This window comes from Hydrogenophaga sedimenti, assembly GCF_051857515.1.
In the GTDB taxonomy this organism is placed as follows: Bacteria; Pseudomonadota; Gammaproteobacteria; order Burkholderiales; family Burkholderiaceae_C; genus Hydrogenophaga.
Map to the genome: position 1 here is coordinate 198,159 of NZ_JBPZHA010000006.1, position 13,136 is coordinate 211,294.

Here is a 13,136-nt window from a genome sequence, read left to right on the forward strand (position 1 = left end):
CCCCCTTATTCTTTTTTCTGCCCCGGCGATGGGCCTCCACCCGGCCGCACCCGGCGCAATCACCGCTTGACCCTGATCTGGCTACAGGGTTTCTAATCCGGCAGATGGACATGAAACCCCCGCCCTCCTCTGCCGCCTGCGCCCCCGGTTGCTGCGGACACGACCACCCCCCCGGGCCCGTGGAATCCCCTGGCGGAGACACCGGCCCGGCGCCGCGGGGTGCGCGCTACCGCATCGCCGCCATGGACTGCGCGGCCGAAGAGTCGGAGATCCGGCGCGCCCTGGACCCGATTGCCGGCATCCGCGGCCTGACGTTCCAGCTCGGCCCCCGCGTCCTGGCCATCGACGCCGACCCGCCGGTGGTCACACAGGCGGTGGCCGCGATCCGCCGGTGCGGCTTCGACCCCGTGCCGCTGGCCGCGCCCGGCACCGGCGGCGACACCCACGACCACGGCGCGCCCGGCGACGGCACGGGCCGGCTGGTCGCGGCGCTCGGACTGGCCGCCGCCGCCGAAGGCATCGGCTTCTTCCTGCCCGACACGCCGGGCTTCCAGGCCCTGGGACTGGCCGTCGCCGCGGCGGCCATCGGGCTGTCCGGCTTCTCGGTCTACCGCAAGGGGATCGCCGCCCTGGCCCAGGGCCGCCTGAACATCAATGCCCTGATGACGGTCGCCGTCACGGGCGCCTTCGTGATCGGGCAGTGGCCGGAGGCGGCCATGGTGATGGCGCTGTACGCGATCGCGGAGGCCATCGAGGCGCGCGCGGTCGACCGGGCACGCAACGCCATCCAGGGCCTGCTGGCGATGGCCCCCGAAGAAGCCGCCGTGCGCCAGCCCGACGGCCGCTGGCTGGACACGCCGGTGGCCCGGGTGGCCCTGGGATCGGTCGTGCAGGTGCGCCCGGGCGAACGGGTGCCGATGGACGGCACCATCACCGCCGGCACGACCACCATCAACCAGGCGCCGGTCACCGGCGAGAGCCTGCCGGTGGACAAGGCGGTGGGCGATCCGGTGTTCGCCAGCACCATCAACGCCACCGGCAGCATCGAGCTGCGGGTGACGGCGCTGGCGTCCCAGTCGACGCTGGCGCGCATCATCCACGCGGTCGAGACGGCCCAGGCCTCGCGGGCGCCGACGCAGGGTTTTGTCGACCGCTTCGCCGCGGTGTACACGCCAGCGGTGTTCGCCGTGGCGGTGCTCACCGCGCTGGGCGGGCCGTGGCTGTTCGGCTGGACGGCGATGACCGCGGTCTACAAGGCGCTGGTGCTGCTGGTGATCGCCTGCCCCTGCGCGCTGGTGATCTCCACGCCGGTGACCATCGTCAGCGGGCTGGCCGCCGCCGCCCGGCGCGGCATTCTCGTCAAGGGCGGCATCCACCTGGAAAACGCCCGCCACCTGCGGGCCATCGCACTGGACAAGACCGGCACCATCACCGAAGGCAGGCCCCGGCTGGTGGACTGGTCGCCGCTGGTTGCCGGCGCCGACGCCGAGGCCTCCCGCCTGGAGCAGGTGGCCGCCGCCCTGGCCGCCCACTCGGACCATCCGGTCTCGCGCGCCATTGCCGCCGGCCTGTCGCCCGACCCGGCGCCGGTCCGGAATTTCACCGCGCTGCCCGGCCGCGGGGTACAGGGCGAGATCGACGGCGAGACCTTCGTGCTGGGCAACCACCGCCTGATGGAGGAACGTGGCCAGTGCTCGCCCGGGCTCGAAGCCCGCTTGAAGATCCATGAAGACGCCGGCCGCAGCGTGACCATGCTGGCCTCGCCGGCCGGGGTGCTGGCGCTGTTTGCCGTGGCGGACACGATCAAGGCTTCGTCGCGCGAGGCCGTGACCGGGCTGAAGGCGCTGGGCATCGTGCCGGTGATGCTCAGCGGCGACAACCAGGCCACCGCCTCGGCGATCGCCCAGGAGGCGGGCATCGGCGAGGCGCGCGGCAACCTGCTGCCGCAGGACAAGCTGGAGGCGATCCGGTCGCTGCAGCAGCGCCATGGCAGCGTGGCCATGACCGGCGACGGCATCAACGATGCGCCCGCGCTGGCCCAGGCCGACCTGGGCGTGGCCATGGGCGCCGCGGGCACCGACATCGCCATGGAAGCGGCCGACGTGGTGGTCATGAACGACGACCTGCGCCGCATTCCGGAGCTCGTGCGCCTCTCGCGCGCCACCCACGCGGTGCTGTGGCAGAACATCGCGCTGGCGCTGTCCATCAAGGCGGTGTTCCTGGTGCTGGCGGTGTTCGGCGACGCCTCGATGTGGATGGCGGTGTTCGCCGACATGGGCGCGAGCCTGCTGGTGGTGTTCAACGGCATGCGCCTGCTGCGCCAGGGCAGGGATTCAACCCGCTAGGCCCCACCGGCCGGAGGAACGAACATGCAGATCAAGCAAGTCGCACAGGCCACCGGCGTCGATGTGGAGACCATCCGCTACTACGAGAAACAGGGCCTGCTGCCGCCGCCGTCCCGGCGCGGCAACGGCTACCGAGACTACGACCACGCCCACGTCCAGCGGCTGGCCTTCGTGAAGCACTGCCGCTCGCTGGACATGCCGCTGGCCGACGTCGCCAGGTTGCTGGAATTCGTGGACCAGCCGGACAGGCCTGCCGAAGACGTGGACCGGCTGGTGGACGAGCAGCTGGGCCGGGTGCGCGCGCGCCTGGCGAGCATGCGGGCGCTGGAACTGCAGCTGGTGCAGCTCAAGTCGCGCTGCGACGGCCACCACGAGGGCCACCCCTGCGGCATCCTCAACGAACTGGTGGCGGCCGCCACCGGCGAGGCCTGCGCCTGCCATGCCCGCTGACGGGCATGTCCGCGGACGCCGCTGAGGGGCAGGTCCGCGCCCGCGCCGCGGCGACGCTCAGAAGCCGAGCGATGCCAGCAGGTCGTCGACGTCCTTCTGGTCGGCCACCACGTCGGTGCGGCCTTCGGTGTCGACCACCGGCCCTTCGAGGGCGTGCATGTCGTAGGCCTTGTCCTGGCCCGGTGTGCCGGTCGGGGCCGCCTGCAGCAGCAGGCCCAGCAACTGTTCCTCGATCGTGCCGGCCAGCTGCACCACACGGGCGATCACCTGGCCGGTGAGGTCGTGGAAGTCCTGCGCCATCATGATTTCGGTCAGGCGGGCGTCGCTCTGCTCACTGAGGTTGACCACGTCCTGCGACCAGTTCAGCAACTCGGGCATGGCCCTGGACAGGCCCGGCACCGCGGCGATGGTGGCCGCGAGCTGGCGCCCGCGCTCGGCAATGGTCTCCTGCTCGGACTTGGCGCCCTCGACGTGGTTGAGCACCTTCTCGGCCGCTTCCCCGGTCAGGCGGGCAATGTAGGAGAGACGGCTCTGCGCATCGGGCAGCTGGTCGACCGTGCCCTTGAGCTTGTCGGCGTAGCCCAGTTCCTTGAGGGCGTCGTGCAACTGGCGCGTGATGGCACCCAGTTGCTGGAACATTTCCGGATTGCCCGGGCTGGTGGCGCTCGGTGACATGGGGTGCTCCCGGAATTGGCTCAGAGGCCGAGTTTCTTGAAGATGTTGGCGAGCTTGTCTTCCAGCGTGGCCTTGGTGAAAGGCTTGACGATGTAGCCGGCCGCCCCGCCTTGCGCCGCCATCACGATGTCTTCCTTGCGCGCCTCGGCCGTCACCATCAGGACCGGCAGGTGCTTGAGCGCCTCGTCCTTCTTGATCTCGGCCAGCAGCTGGAAGCCGTTCATGTTGGGCATGTTGATGTCGCTGACCACGAAGTTGAAGGTGCCGTTGCGCAACTTGTTCAGCGCGACCGCCCCATCCTCGGCCTCGTCGGCGTCGGTATGTCCGATCTCCTTGAGCAGGTTGCGCACGATGCGGCGCATGGTGGAGAAGTCGTCAACGATCAGGAATTTCATCGGGGTGGACATGGTGAGGTCTCCGGTCAGGAAACAGTGGCGATTCAGCGGGGCTTGATGGGCCCTGCCTCTTCCCTGGGTTTCGGCACTTCTGCCAGTTTCTGTAGATCGGGCAGCCCGATGGGCATGCGCCGGGCGGGGGCGGGAACGGTTTCGGCCGGTGCGGTGGCAGCGGCGGCAGGCGCCGGTGTCGCGGTTTTCACCGGTGCGGCGGTGGGCATGGGCGCTGGCAGGGGCGGCGCAGGAGGTGTCGCGGCAGCGCTGACAGGTGCAGCGCTGACAGGTGCAGCACCGACCGGCGTGGCTGGCGCGGCCGGAGCGACACTGGCGGCCAGGTCGGCCGGCCCGGCCGCCACCGGGGCACCTGCGGGGGGCGCGGCGGCCGCGTGCGGCGCGGTGCTGCCGTCGCCCTTGGGCGCCATGCGCTCCTCGGCCTCGCGCGTCATCACCAGGATGCTGATGCGGCGGTTGATCGCGGCGCTGGGCTGGGTCGGCTCCAGCAGCCGGCTCGACGCCAGGCCTTCGATGCGGGCGATCTTGTCGTCCGGCAGGCCACCGGCCACCAGCTCGCGCCGCGAGGCGTTGGCCCGGTCGGCCGAGAGTTCCCAGTTGCCGTAGCCGCGGTCCCCGCTGCCATAGGGTGTCGCGTCGGTGTGGCCCGAGAGCGTGAGCCGGTTCTCGATGTCGCCCAGCGCCGAACCGATCTCGCGCAGGATGTCGCGCATGTAGGGTTTGACGATGGCGCTGCCCGAATCGAACATGGGCCGCGCCTGGTCGTCGACGATCTGGATCTGCAGGCCGTCGGGCGTCTGCTCCATGCGGATCTGTGCCCCGAATTCCGCCAGCGCCTGGTTGCTGGCGATCATCTCGTTGATCTTGGACTGCAGGGCGTCGATGCGCAGCTTGTCCTGGCGCGCCAGCTCGGCCCGCGCCATCTGGGCACCGACCTCTTTCACGGCCCGCTCGGCGTCGCCGCCATCGACCTGGCCCGCCGCCTTGGAGAGGTCGCGCCCGCCGCCGGGCAGCACGCTGTCGCTGTTGCCGGAGCCGTCGCCGCCCATCAGCGCGACCTTGAACGGCGTGTTGAAGAACTGCGAGATGCCCTGCAGGTCGCCCTTGGCGGTCGAACCCAGCAGCCACATCAGCAGGAAGAAGGCCATCATGGCCGTCACGAAGTCGGCATAGGCAATCTTCCACGCACCACCGTGCGCCGCGTGCCCGCCCTTCTTGACGCGCTTGACGATGATCGGCTGGAGCTTTTTGCCGTCCGCCATCACTTCTTCCCTTTGACGTGGCCTTCGAGTTCAGTGAACGAAGGCCGCACGTCGGAGAACAGCACCTTGCGACCGAACTCGATGGCGGTCGACGGGGCGTAGCCCTGCATCGAGGCCAGCAGCGTGGTCTTGATGCACTGGAATTCCTTGGAGGCCTCTTCGGTCTTCTGCTCCAGCAGGCCGCCCAGCGGCTCCACCACGCCGTAGGCCAGCAGAATCCCGAGGAAGGTGCCGACCAGGGCGGAGCCGATCATGCCGCCGAGCACCGCCGGCGGCTGGCCCACCGAGCCCATGGTGTTCACCACACCGAGCACGGCGGCCACGATGCCGAACGCCGGCAGGCCGCCGGCCAGCCGGGCGATGGCCGCCACCGGGGCATGCGCCTCCTGGTGGTGGGTCTCGATCTCGGCGTCCATCAGGGACTCGATCTCGTGGGCGTTGAGGTTGCCCGAGACCATCATGCGCAGGTAGTCGGTGATGAACTCGGTGACGTGGTGATCGCTGCCCACGGTCGGGTACTTCTTGAACAGCGGCGACTGGCTGGGGTTCTCGACGTCCTGCTCGATCGCCATCAGGCCTTCCTTGCGCGCCTTCTGCAGGATGTCGAACTGCAGCGCCAGCAGCTCCATGTAGCGGGCCTTGGTGTACTTGCTGCCCTTGAAGCACTGGCCCAGACCGGCGGCCGAGGCCTTGACGACCTTCATCTGGTTGTTCATCACGAAGGCGCCCAGCGCCGCCCCCAGGATGGTGGTGATTTCAAACGGCAAGGCGTGCAGCACCACGCCGATGTTGCCGCCGTGGGCGATGAACACACCGAAGATGCAGGCCATCGAGACCAGAAAACCGATGATCACGAACATGGTGGGACCCTGTACTAAGAGAGGAGCCGCCGCACAGCTTGGCGCCGACCCGTGAATGCCTTTTCTATCGGTCCAACTCTAGAGGTGATTGAGGGGTGCCATGAACGCAAAAAGGACCCTCGCAAGGGTCCTTTTCGGCGTTTGGAGAAACGGCGGATTCAGTGCAGGCGCAGTCCACCCGAGGCGCTGCCCTTGCCGGCGCGGGCCGGCGGCTCGCACAGGCCGCAGACGAAACTCTTGGCGTTTTCGTAGGGCTCGGTCACGAAGTGGCCGCCGCAGCAGGAGCACTTGGTCAGGGTCAGCATGCCGTTGTCCACGAACTTCACCAGGCGCCAGGCGCGGGTGACGGACAGCAGGGGTTCGATGGCGCTGGCCTGCATCTGCTCGCTGTAGAGGCGGAAGGCCTTGATCACGGTGTCGATCTCTTCCAGGTCGCTGGTCTTGGAGAGGTACTCGTGGATGTTCAGGAACAGCGAGGCATGGATGTTCGGCTGCCAGGTCAGGAACCAGTCGGTCGAGAAGGGCAGCTGGCCCTTGGACGGCGACTTGCCGGCCACTTCCTTGTACAGGCGCAGCAGCCGCTCGTACGACAGGCTGGTCTCGTACTCCAGCACCTGCAGACGGGCGCCCAGCTGGATCAGGGCCACGGCGCGCTCGATGTCGCGGGACTCGTTGAGGATGCTTTTTGCGGTGGCCATGGTGTGCTCCTGACAGCGTGGGGTGAGATCAGTGGGCCGTGTTGGCCATCGACTCGGCGAAGCGGCCGGCCATCAGGATGCTGGCGTGCAGCTGCGTCGTGGTGGCGTTGTCGACCTTCTTGACGTTGTGGCTGGTCAGCAGGTTCCACACCAGGTCGTCGTCGACACGGAAGCGGCACAGCAGCATGTTGCTCGAAGCGATCTTGAGCAGTTGCGCGGTGGACAGCATGCCCAGCAGGTCAGCGGCTTCTTCGGTCAGACCCAGGCGGTACAGGGCTTCGGCGCGGTCCTTGCGGATCAGGTTCTGAGCCAGCATCAGGTAGGTCAGGTTGGCTTCGCGGATTTCGGCCAAGAGTTGTTCGCTGTCCATGTCGTTTCTCCTAGAGGTTCTTGTCGGCGGTGCGGGCGGGGGGCTTACATCTGCTGACTCGATGTATGTAATTGTGTCGACCGTAAAAAAAAACTTGAATCGGGAAATGGCTGTTCGACCTGTCGGCGAACGCCCGACACCGTGTCGGATTTCTTCTTACATCTTTGGTGTTCATTTGCGTCCGCCCTGTGCGCACGCGATGCACCAGGGCCGCACCCGCTAAGGCCGGAACAGCGGCGCACATCCCTTGCTTATTTCAGCCATCCGGTGTAGGCCGGGGCTAAAGAATATGTCGGGGCCACCGAAAAGCTTCTCAACGAACTTCTAAAAGGTTCGTCGTCCGGCAAGCAACGCGGTGAGACGGTCAGCGGTCCCAAGGGGCCATCCGGCTTGCTGCAATGGGCACCGGTCATGGCGGCCCTCCGCAAGGGGGGCGTTGAGATCGGCAGAGATGCCGGATTACCTTTGTCCAACTTTAGGAGTTAAACATGAGCAGCACCATCAACACCAACGTGCAATCGCTGAATGCACAACGCAACCTGGCCCAGTCTTCGGCCTCTCTGTCCACCTCGATGCAGCGCCTGTCTTCGGGCCTGCGCGTCAACAGCGCCAAGGACGACTCGGCCGGCCTGGCCATCGCCGAACGCATGAACGCCCAGGTCAAGGGCATGAACGTGGCCATCCGCAACGCCAACGACGCCATCTCCCTGTCGCAGACCGCTGAAGGCGCTCTGGGCAAGGTCGGTGACTCGCTGCAGCGCATGCGTGAACTGGCCACCCAGTCGGCCAACGCCACCAACTCCACCAGCGACCAGGCCAACCTGGACGCCGAGTACCAGGAACTGGCCAAGGAAGTGACCCGCGTGCTGACCGGCACCAAGTTCAACGGCACCGACCTGCTGTCCACCGCCGCCACCCTGAGCTTCCAGGTCGGCGCCAACAACGTCTCGACCGACCAGATCGACATCGCCACCGGCGACCTGACTGGTGGCGCCGGCATCACCGCCGTGGTCGGTGGCGACATCACCGACCGCACCAACGCCCTGGCCGCCATGGACGACCTGGACGACGCGATCGACGAGATCACCACCGCCCGTGCCGGCTTCGGCGCCTCGCAGAACCGCTTCGAGTCGGTGATCTCCAACCTGCAGATTGCGTCGGAAAACACGGCAGCCTCGCGCGGTCGCATCATGGACGCCGACTTCGCGACGGAAACGGCCAACCTCTCGCGAGGCCAGATCCTGCAGCAGGCCGGCACCGCGATGATCGCCCAGGCCAACCAGCTGCCCCAGGGCGTGCTGTCCCTGCTGCGTTGATCGGTCGATCGGCAACGTCACACCCCCGGGTGTGACGGGCCGCAGCGGTGGCAGCGTCCTGCTGCCCCGCTGCGCTCCCGTTTTTCGCGGGATGCACAGACCGCATGCCCTCGCGTGCGGTGCGTCCATCCTGAACGAGGTCCACCATGGCCACCATCTCTTCTCCAGGCATCGGCAGCGGACTCGACGTCCAGAGCATCGTCACCCAGCTGGTGGCGCTGGAGAAGGCGCCGCTGACCGCCCTCAAGACACAGGCCACCTCGCTGCAGACCCGGATGTCGACCTACGGCACCATCAAGTCGCAGGTCTCCGCGCTCGGCGACGCCGCGAGCAAGCTCTCCACCAGCAAAGGCTGGAACGCCGTCACGGCCACCTCGTCCAACAGCGCCGCCGTCGGCGTGACCGCTTCGTCCGGAGCACCGGCCAGCTCGTTCTCCATCTCGGTCCAGCAACTGGCGAAAGCCCAGTCGACGGCCTCGTCGGCCGTCGCGGCAGACACCGCCATGGGCACCGGCAGCATGACCATCGAGCTGGGCAGCTGGAGCGGCAACGCCTTCACGGCCGGCAGCGGCACACCCGTGACGGTCACCATCGGTTCGGGGGAAGACACCCTGGCCAAAATCGCCGCCAAGATCAATGACGCCAACGCGGGCGTGAGCGCCACGGTGCTCAAGGACGCGTCGGGCGAACGCCTGCTCATGCGCTCCAAGGAGACCGGCGCCACCACCGGCTTTCGGGTCTCGGTCACCGACGACGACAGCAACAACACCGATGCCTCGGGCCTCTCGCGCCTCGCCTACGCCGCCGGCAACGCCAACGGCATGGCCCAGACCCAGGCCGGGCAGAACGCCCTGGCCACCGTCAATGGCGTGTCGATCAGCTCGACCAGCAACAAGCTCTCGAACACCCTGCCCGGCCTGACCCTGCAGCTCTCGCAGGTCACGACCGCCCCGGTGGAGGTCGACGTGAGCACCGATCTGGAGGCCATCCGCACCAACGTGCAGGCCTTCGTCGACAACTACAACACCCTCAACACCACGATCGCCAACGCGACGCGCTACGACGCCAGCACCAAGGTGGCCGGCGCGCTGCAGGGCGACTCGACCGCGACCGGGCTGCAGAACGCGCTGCGCAGCATGATGCGCTCGGTCACGTCCAGCACGCCGTTCTCGCGCCTGTCCGACATCGGCATCGAGATGCAGACCGGCGGCAAGCTCACGCTCGACAGCGAGAAGTTCGACGCGGCGCTGGACAACCTGGACGGCCTGAAATCGCTCTTCACCGCCAACACCGGCTCCGCCACGACCGAAGGCTTCGGCCTCAAGGTCAAGGCCTTTGCCGAGGGCCTGGTCGACTCCGACGGCCTGCTGAGCACCAAGACCAATTCGATCCAGAGCTCGATCAAGCGCAACACCAGCGAGCAGGACCGCGTCAACGACCGCGCATCGCGGGCCGAGGTCCGCTACCTGGCCCAGTACAACGCGATGGACGCGGCCGTGGCCAAGCTCAACGGGCTGAATTCCTTCGTCAGCCAGCAGATCACGATGTGGAACAAGGCCTGACGAACTGTCGGCTGCAAGTGCTTGATTAACCCGCGTTTTTTCCACCAGATGTCGATCGCAAAAACTACAGTCCCCGCAGCAGGTGCCGATACAGAAAGGCATCAGCCACAAGGAATCGACACCATGTTCACTTCTGCCAGCACACGCGCTGCATCGGTCTACAAAAAGGTTGCCGCAGAGACCAGCGTCCAGGGCGCCGACCCGCACCAGCTGGTCGACCTGCTGTTCGACGCCCTGCTGCAATCGCTGGCATCGGCCCGCGGTGCCATCGGCCGCGGTGACATCCCGGCCAAGGGCCAGGCCATCGGCAAGGCCGTGCGCATCATCGAAGAAGGCCTGAAGGCCGGCCTGAACGTCAGCGCCGGTGGCGACCTGGCCAGGAACCTGCAGGCGCTCTACGAGTACAGCATCCGCCGTCTCACGCTGGCCAACCTGCGCAACGACGCCACCCTGGTGGAAGAAGTCACCCGCCTCATCGAGCCGGTGGCGCAATCTTGGAAACTCATCCGGGGCCCGGGCCCCGCCTACCTGCAGCCCGTCACGGGCCGGGGAGCCTGATCATGGAGCACAGCTTGCTGGACTACTACAAAGCCATCGAGAACGCGAGCCAACGCATGCTGGAAGCTGCGCGCAGCGAGAACTGGGACCAGATCATGCATCTCGAAGGCACCTGCGCCGTGCTGATCGCCCAACTGCGCCACAAGTCGCGCAACCTGCAGCTCGCCCCCGAGGAGCGCAAGGAAAAGGCCCGCATCATGCAGTGCATCCTGCGCACCGACGCCGAGATCCGCTGCCTGGCCGAGCCCTGGCTGAACGACCTCGAACAGCTGATGGACACGAAACAAGTCCATTGATGGGCATCCCTCCGGAGCGCAGTGCCTGTGTCGAGGATGCGGCGGAACCGGCTCCGCCGGGCCGCTCGCATCGCCCCCTGGGGGGTGACGCCGCAGGCGGCGCGGGGGGGTCAAACACTCATATTCATGATGTCGGTGTAGGCCTGGACCATCCGGTTGCGCACGTTGATGGTGGCTTGGAAGCCGATCTGGGCCTTCTGCATGGCCAGCATGGTTTCTTCCAGGCTGACGTTCGGATTGCCCTTCTGGACTTCCATCTGCAGGTCGCTGGCCTCGTTCTGGGCCTTGCTCACCGACTGCAGCGCGGTCTTGAAGTTGTCGGCAAAACCACCGCCGACCCCGCCCACGCCGGCGGATGAGCCTGCGCCGCGCGCCGACGCACTGCGGCCGATGCCGGTGGCGGCCTGGCTGTTCAGGGCATTGATTCGAAGGTCCATGGCGGTGTCCTTTCAGGCGGGCGGAAACGGAATCCAATCGTAGGGATTGGCGGGTTTTTCCGGGTTGGGAACAGGGGGGGAAAGTCCGCCCTTTTCATGGCTATGCGGGGGGAGGTGGAACCGGATACTCGGTCGCAACAGGGGTGATTTCCCCTTCCGAGCCCCACTTCGAAGCCCTCCCGCCATGAGCAACGCCGTCGCCGAACTGGACCTGCCGCCCGACCAACGCAATGCGCTGAGCGCGGGTCTGTCGAAACTGGACAAGTCCCAGAAGATCAAGCTCGGCCTGGGTGCCTTCGCCCTGCTGGCGATCGCCATCGCCCTGTTCTTCATGGGCCAGCAGCCCGACTGGAAGATCCTCTACAACAACCTCAACGACAAGGACGGCGGGGCCATCATCGCGCAGCTGACGACGATGAACGTGCCCTACAAGTACACCGAGGGCGGCGGCGCCATCATGGTGCCGGCCGACAAGGTGCACGACACCCGCCTGCGCCTGGCCTCGCAGGGCCTGCCCAAGGGTTCGGTCAACGGCTTCGAGCTGATGGAGACCAACCGCTTCGGCATGACGCAGTTCCAGGAGCGCCTGACCTTCCAGCGCGGCCTCGAAGGCGAACTCACCCGCTCGATCCAGTCGCTCTCGTCGGTGCAGGCCGCGCGCGTGCACCTGGCGCTGCCCAACCAGAATGGCTTCTTCCGCGAGCAGCAGAAACCCAGCGCCTCGGTGCTGCTGACCCTGCACCCCGGCCGCACGCTGGACAAGGCGCAGATCGCCGGCATCGTGCACCTGGTCGCCTCCAGCGTGCCAGAGATGAACCCCAAGGCCGTCAGCGTGGTCGACGACGCCGGCACCCTGCTCTCGGCCACGCCCGAGGGCCAGGCCCAGGGCGCCGACACGCAGAAGCTGCAGTACACGCAGCAGATCGAGCAGCTCTACACCCGCCGCATCCTGGACATGATCGAGCCGCTGGTCGGCGTGGGCAACGTCAAGGCACAGGTCAGCGCCGACGTCGACTTCTCGCAGGCGGAAGCGACCTATGAGCAGCACAAGCCCAACCAGGGTGCCGACGCCGGCGCCGTGCGCAGCCAGCAGACCATCGAAGACGGCACCCCGCCGCAGGCCAAGCCGGCCGGCGTTCCCGGCGCCACCACCAACCAGCCGCCGGCCACCGGCACCGCCCCGGTCAACGGCGCCGCCGCCCCGCTGAGCACGGCCAGCAACGGCGACAAGGCCGGCACCATGCGCAAGGAGTCGGTCACCAACTACGAGATCGACAAGACGGTGCGCACCGTGCGCGAATCCAGTGGCACGGTCCGGCGCCTGTCCGCCGCCGTGGTGGTCAACCACCGCAGCAGCACCGATCCCAAGTCCGGCAAGTCGGTCACGGCCGCGATCCCGCCCGAGCAGCTCGAACAGATGACCGCCCTGGTGCGCGAGACCATCGGCTTCAACAAGGACCGCGGCGATTCGGTCAACGTGGTCAACGCAGTCTTCAACGTCACCAAGCCGGTCGAGGAACCGCCGGTGGCGTGGTGGAAGCAGGCCGAGAACATGGAGCTGCTGCGCAGCCTGGCCTGGCCGGTCGGTGGCCTGGGCGTGGCGCTGCTGATCCTGATGGGCCTGGTGCGCCCGGGCATGAAGGCGCTGAAGACGCCCGCCAAGACACCGCTGACCCCGGTGGTGCCGCAACTCGACGCCCTGGTCAACGACGCGCCCGAGCGCCCCGGCCTGCCGGTGCCCGCCAGCAACAACGAACCGACTCCCGAGCAGCTGCGCCTGGCCGACGCCAAGCGCCTGGCCCTGGAGAACCCGATCGCCGTGGCCAACATCGTCAAGGGTTGGGTCAGCGGCGAACAGCCGGCCTGACCGCCCACCCACACACGCGACAGGGAAATCCAA

The 13,136-nt window shown here is 67.4% G+C and carries 13 protein-coding genes and 1 pseudogene; 7 read left to right on the forward strand and 7 right to left on the reverse strand.

Translation table 11 applies throughout. The annotated features are described in order from the left end of the window. Positions 1-110 precede the first annotated feature (110 nt). Positions 111-2,345: a heavy metal translocating P-type ATPase gene (locus ACS5NL_RS12090; RefSeq protein WP_439354209.1), complete on the forward strand. Its 2,235-nt coding sequence runs from the start codon at positions 111-113 to the stop codon at positions 2,343-2,345. A gap of 24 nt (positions 2,346-2,369) precedes the next feature. Next, a complete protein-coding gene (locus ACS5NL_RS12095) occupies positions 2,370-2,795 on the forward strand; it encodes a Cd(II)/Pb(II)-responsive transcriptional regulator (RefSeq protein ID WP_439354066.1) in 426 nt (141 codons plus the stop codon). Positions 2,796-2,852: 57 nt separating this feature from the next. Here ACS5NL_RS12095 and ACS5NL_RS12100 read toward each other — a convergent pair whose 3' ends face one another. From ACS5NL_RS12100 to flhD, 6 genes and pseudogenes are all read right to left on the reverse strand, one after another. Further along, entirely contained in the window at positions 2,853-3,470 is a 618-nt protein-coding gene (locus tag ACS5NL_RS12100; protein WP_439354068.1) for a protein phosphatase CheZ, read from the reverse strand. Between the two features lie 20 nt (positions 3,471-3,490). Beyond that, positions 3,491-3,877: a chemotaxis response regulator CheY gene (gene cheY / locus ACS5NL_RS12105; RefSeq protein ID WP_439354070.1), complete on the reverse strand. Its 387-nt coding sequence runs from the start codon at positions 3,875-3,877 to the stop codon at positions 3,491-3,493. A gap of 398 nt (positions 3,878-4,275) precedes the next feature. Further along, a pseudogene (gene motB, locus ACS5NL_RS12110) lies at positions 4,276-5,139 on the reverse strand (flagellar motor protein MotB); the annotation flags it as partial. Beyond that, complete coding sequence (gene motA / locus ACS5NL_RS12115; protein WP_439354072.1) at positions 5,139-5,999, reverse strand: flagellar motor stator protein MotA; 861 nt, start codon at positions 5,997-5,999, stop codon at positions 5,139-5,141. The pseudogene motB and the gene motA, both read right to left, overlap by 1 nt. Positions 6,000-6,157: 158 nt before the next feature. Next, positions 6,158-6,697 (reverse strand): flagellar transcriptional regulator FlhC, encoded by a 540-nt coding sequence (gene flhC, locus ACS5NL_RS12120; RefSeq protein WP_411365938.1) that lies wholly within the window; start codon positions 6,695-6,697, stop codon positions 6,158-6,160. A gap of 28 nt (positions 6,698-6,725) precedes the next feature. Continuing rightward, a complete protein-coding gene (flhD, locus tag ACS5NL_RS12125) occupies positions 6,726-7,067 on the reverse strand; it encodes a flagellar transcriptional regulator FlhD (protein WP_439354074.1) in 342 nt (113 codons plus the stop codon). Positions 7,068-7,555: 488 nt separating this feature from the next. Here flhD and ACS5NL_RS12130 point away from each other — a divergent pair, with 488 nt between their 5' ends. From ACS5NL_RS12130 to ACS5NL_RS12145, 4 genes are all read left to right on the forward strand, one after another. Then, complete coding sequence (locus ACS5NL_RS12130) at positions 7,556-8,383, forward strand: flagellin N-terminal helical domain-containing protein (protein ID WP_439354076.1); 828 nt, start codon at positions 7,556-7,558, stop codon at positions 8,381-8,383. Positions 8,384-8,529: 146 nt separating this feature from the next. Further along, complete coding sequence (gene fliD, locus ACS5NL_RS12135) at positions 8,530-9,945, forward strand: flagellar filament capping protein FliD (protein WP_439354078.1); 1,416 nt, start codon at positions 8,530-8,532, stop codon at positions 9,943-9,945. A 123-nt stretch (positions 9,946-10,068) separates the two neighbouring features. Then, entirely contained in the window at positions 10,069-10,503 is a 435-nt protein-coding gene (gene fliS / locus ACS5NL_RS12140) for a flagellar export chaperone FliS (protein ID WP_439354079.1), read from the forward strand. 2 nt (positions 10,504-10,505) lie between these two features. After that, complete coding sequence (locus ACS5NL_RS12145; protein WP_439354081.1) at positions 10,506-10,799, forward strand: flagellar protein FliT; 294 nt, start codon at positions 10,506-10,508, stop codon at positions 10,797-10,799. 110 nt (positions 10,800-10,909) lie between these two features. Here ACS5NL_RS12145 and fliE read toward each other — a convergent pair whose 3' ends face one another. Then, complete coding sequence (gene fliE / locus ACS5NL_RS12150) at positions 10,910-11,236, reverse strand: flagellar hook-basal body complex protein FliE (RefSeq protein ID WP_439354082.1); 327 nt, start codon at positions 11,234-11,236, stop codon at positions 10,910-10,912. Between the two features lie 184 nt (positions 11,237-11,420). Here fliE and fliF point away from each other — a divergent pair, with 184 nt between their 5' ends. Then, positions 11,421-13,103: a flagellar basal-body MS-ring/collar protein FliF gene (gene fliF / locus ACS5NL_RS12155; protein WP_439354083.1), complete on the forward strand. Its 1,683-nt coding sequence runs from the start codon at positions 11,421-11,423 to the stop codon at positions 13,101-13,103. Positions 13,104-13,136 lie beyond the last annotated feature (33 nt).

Coding starts and splice junctions, on each gene's coding strand:
- ACS5NL_RS12090 (WP_439354209.1), top strand. CDS start 111: ATGAAACCCCCGCCCTCCTCTGCCGCCTGCGCCCCCGGTTGCTGCGGA.
- ACS5NL_RS12100 (WP_439354068.1), bottom strand. CDS start 3,470: ATGTCACCGAGCGCCACCAGCCCGGGCAATCCGGAAATGTTCCAGCAA.
- cheY (WP_439354070.1), bottom strand. CDS start 3,877: ATGTCCACCCCGATGAAATTCCTGATCGTTGACGACTTCTCCACCATG.
- flhD (WP_439354074.1), bottom strand. CDS start 7,067: ATGGACAGCGAACAACTCTTGGCCGAAATCCGCGAAGCCAACCTGACC.
- ACS5NL_RS12145 (WP_439354081.1), top strand. CDS start 10,506: ATGGAGCACAGCTTGCTGGACTACTACAAAGCCATCGAGAACGCGAGC.
- fliD (WP_439354078.1), top strand. CDS start 8,530: ATGGCCACCATCTCTTCTCCAGGCATCGGCAGCGGACTCGACGTCCAG.
- fliS (WP_439354079.1), top strand. CDS start 10,069: ATGTTCACTTCTGCCAGCACACGCGCTGCATCGGTCTACAAAAAGGTT.
- ACS5NL_RS12095 (WP_439354066.1), top strand. CDS start 2,370: ATGCAGATCAAGCAAGTCGCACAGGCCACCGGCGTCGATGTGGAGACC.
- fliE (WP_439354082.1), bottom strand. CDS start 11,236: ATGGACCTTCGAATCAATGCCCTGAACAGCCAGGCCGCCACCGGCATC.
- flhC (WP_411365938.1), bottom strand. CDS start 6,697: ATGGCCACCGCAAAAAGCATCCTCAACGAGTCCCGCGACATCGAGCGC.
- fliF (WP_439354083.1), top strand. CDS start 11,421: ATGAGCAACGCCGTCGCCGAACTGGACCTGCCGCCCGACCAACGCAAT.
- ACS5NL_RS12130 (WP_439354076.1), top strand. CDS start 7,556: ATGAGCAGCACCATCAACACCAACGTGCAATCGCTGAATGCACAACGC.
- motA (WP_439354072.1), bottom strand. CDS start 5,999: ATGTTCGTGATCATCGGTTTTCTGGTCTCGATGGCCTGCATCTTCGGT.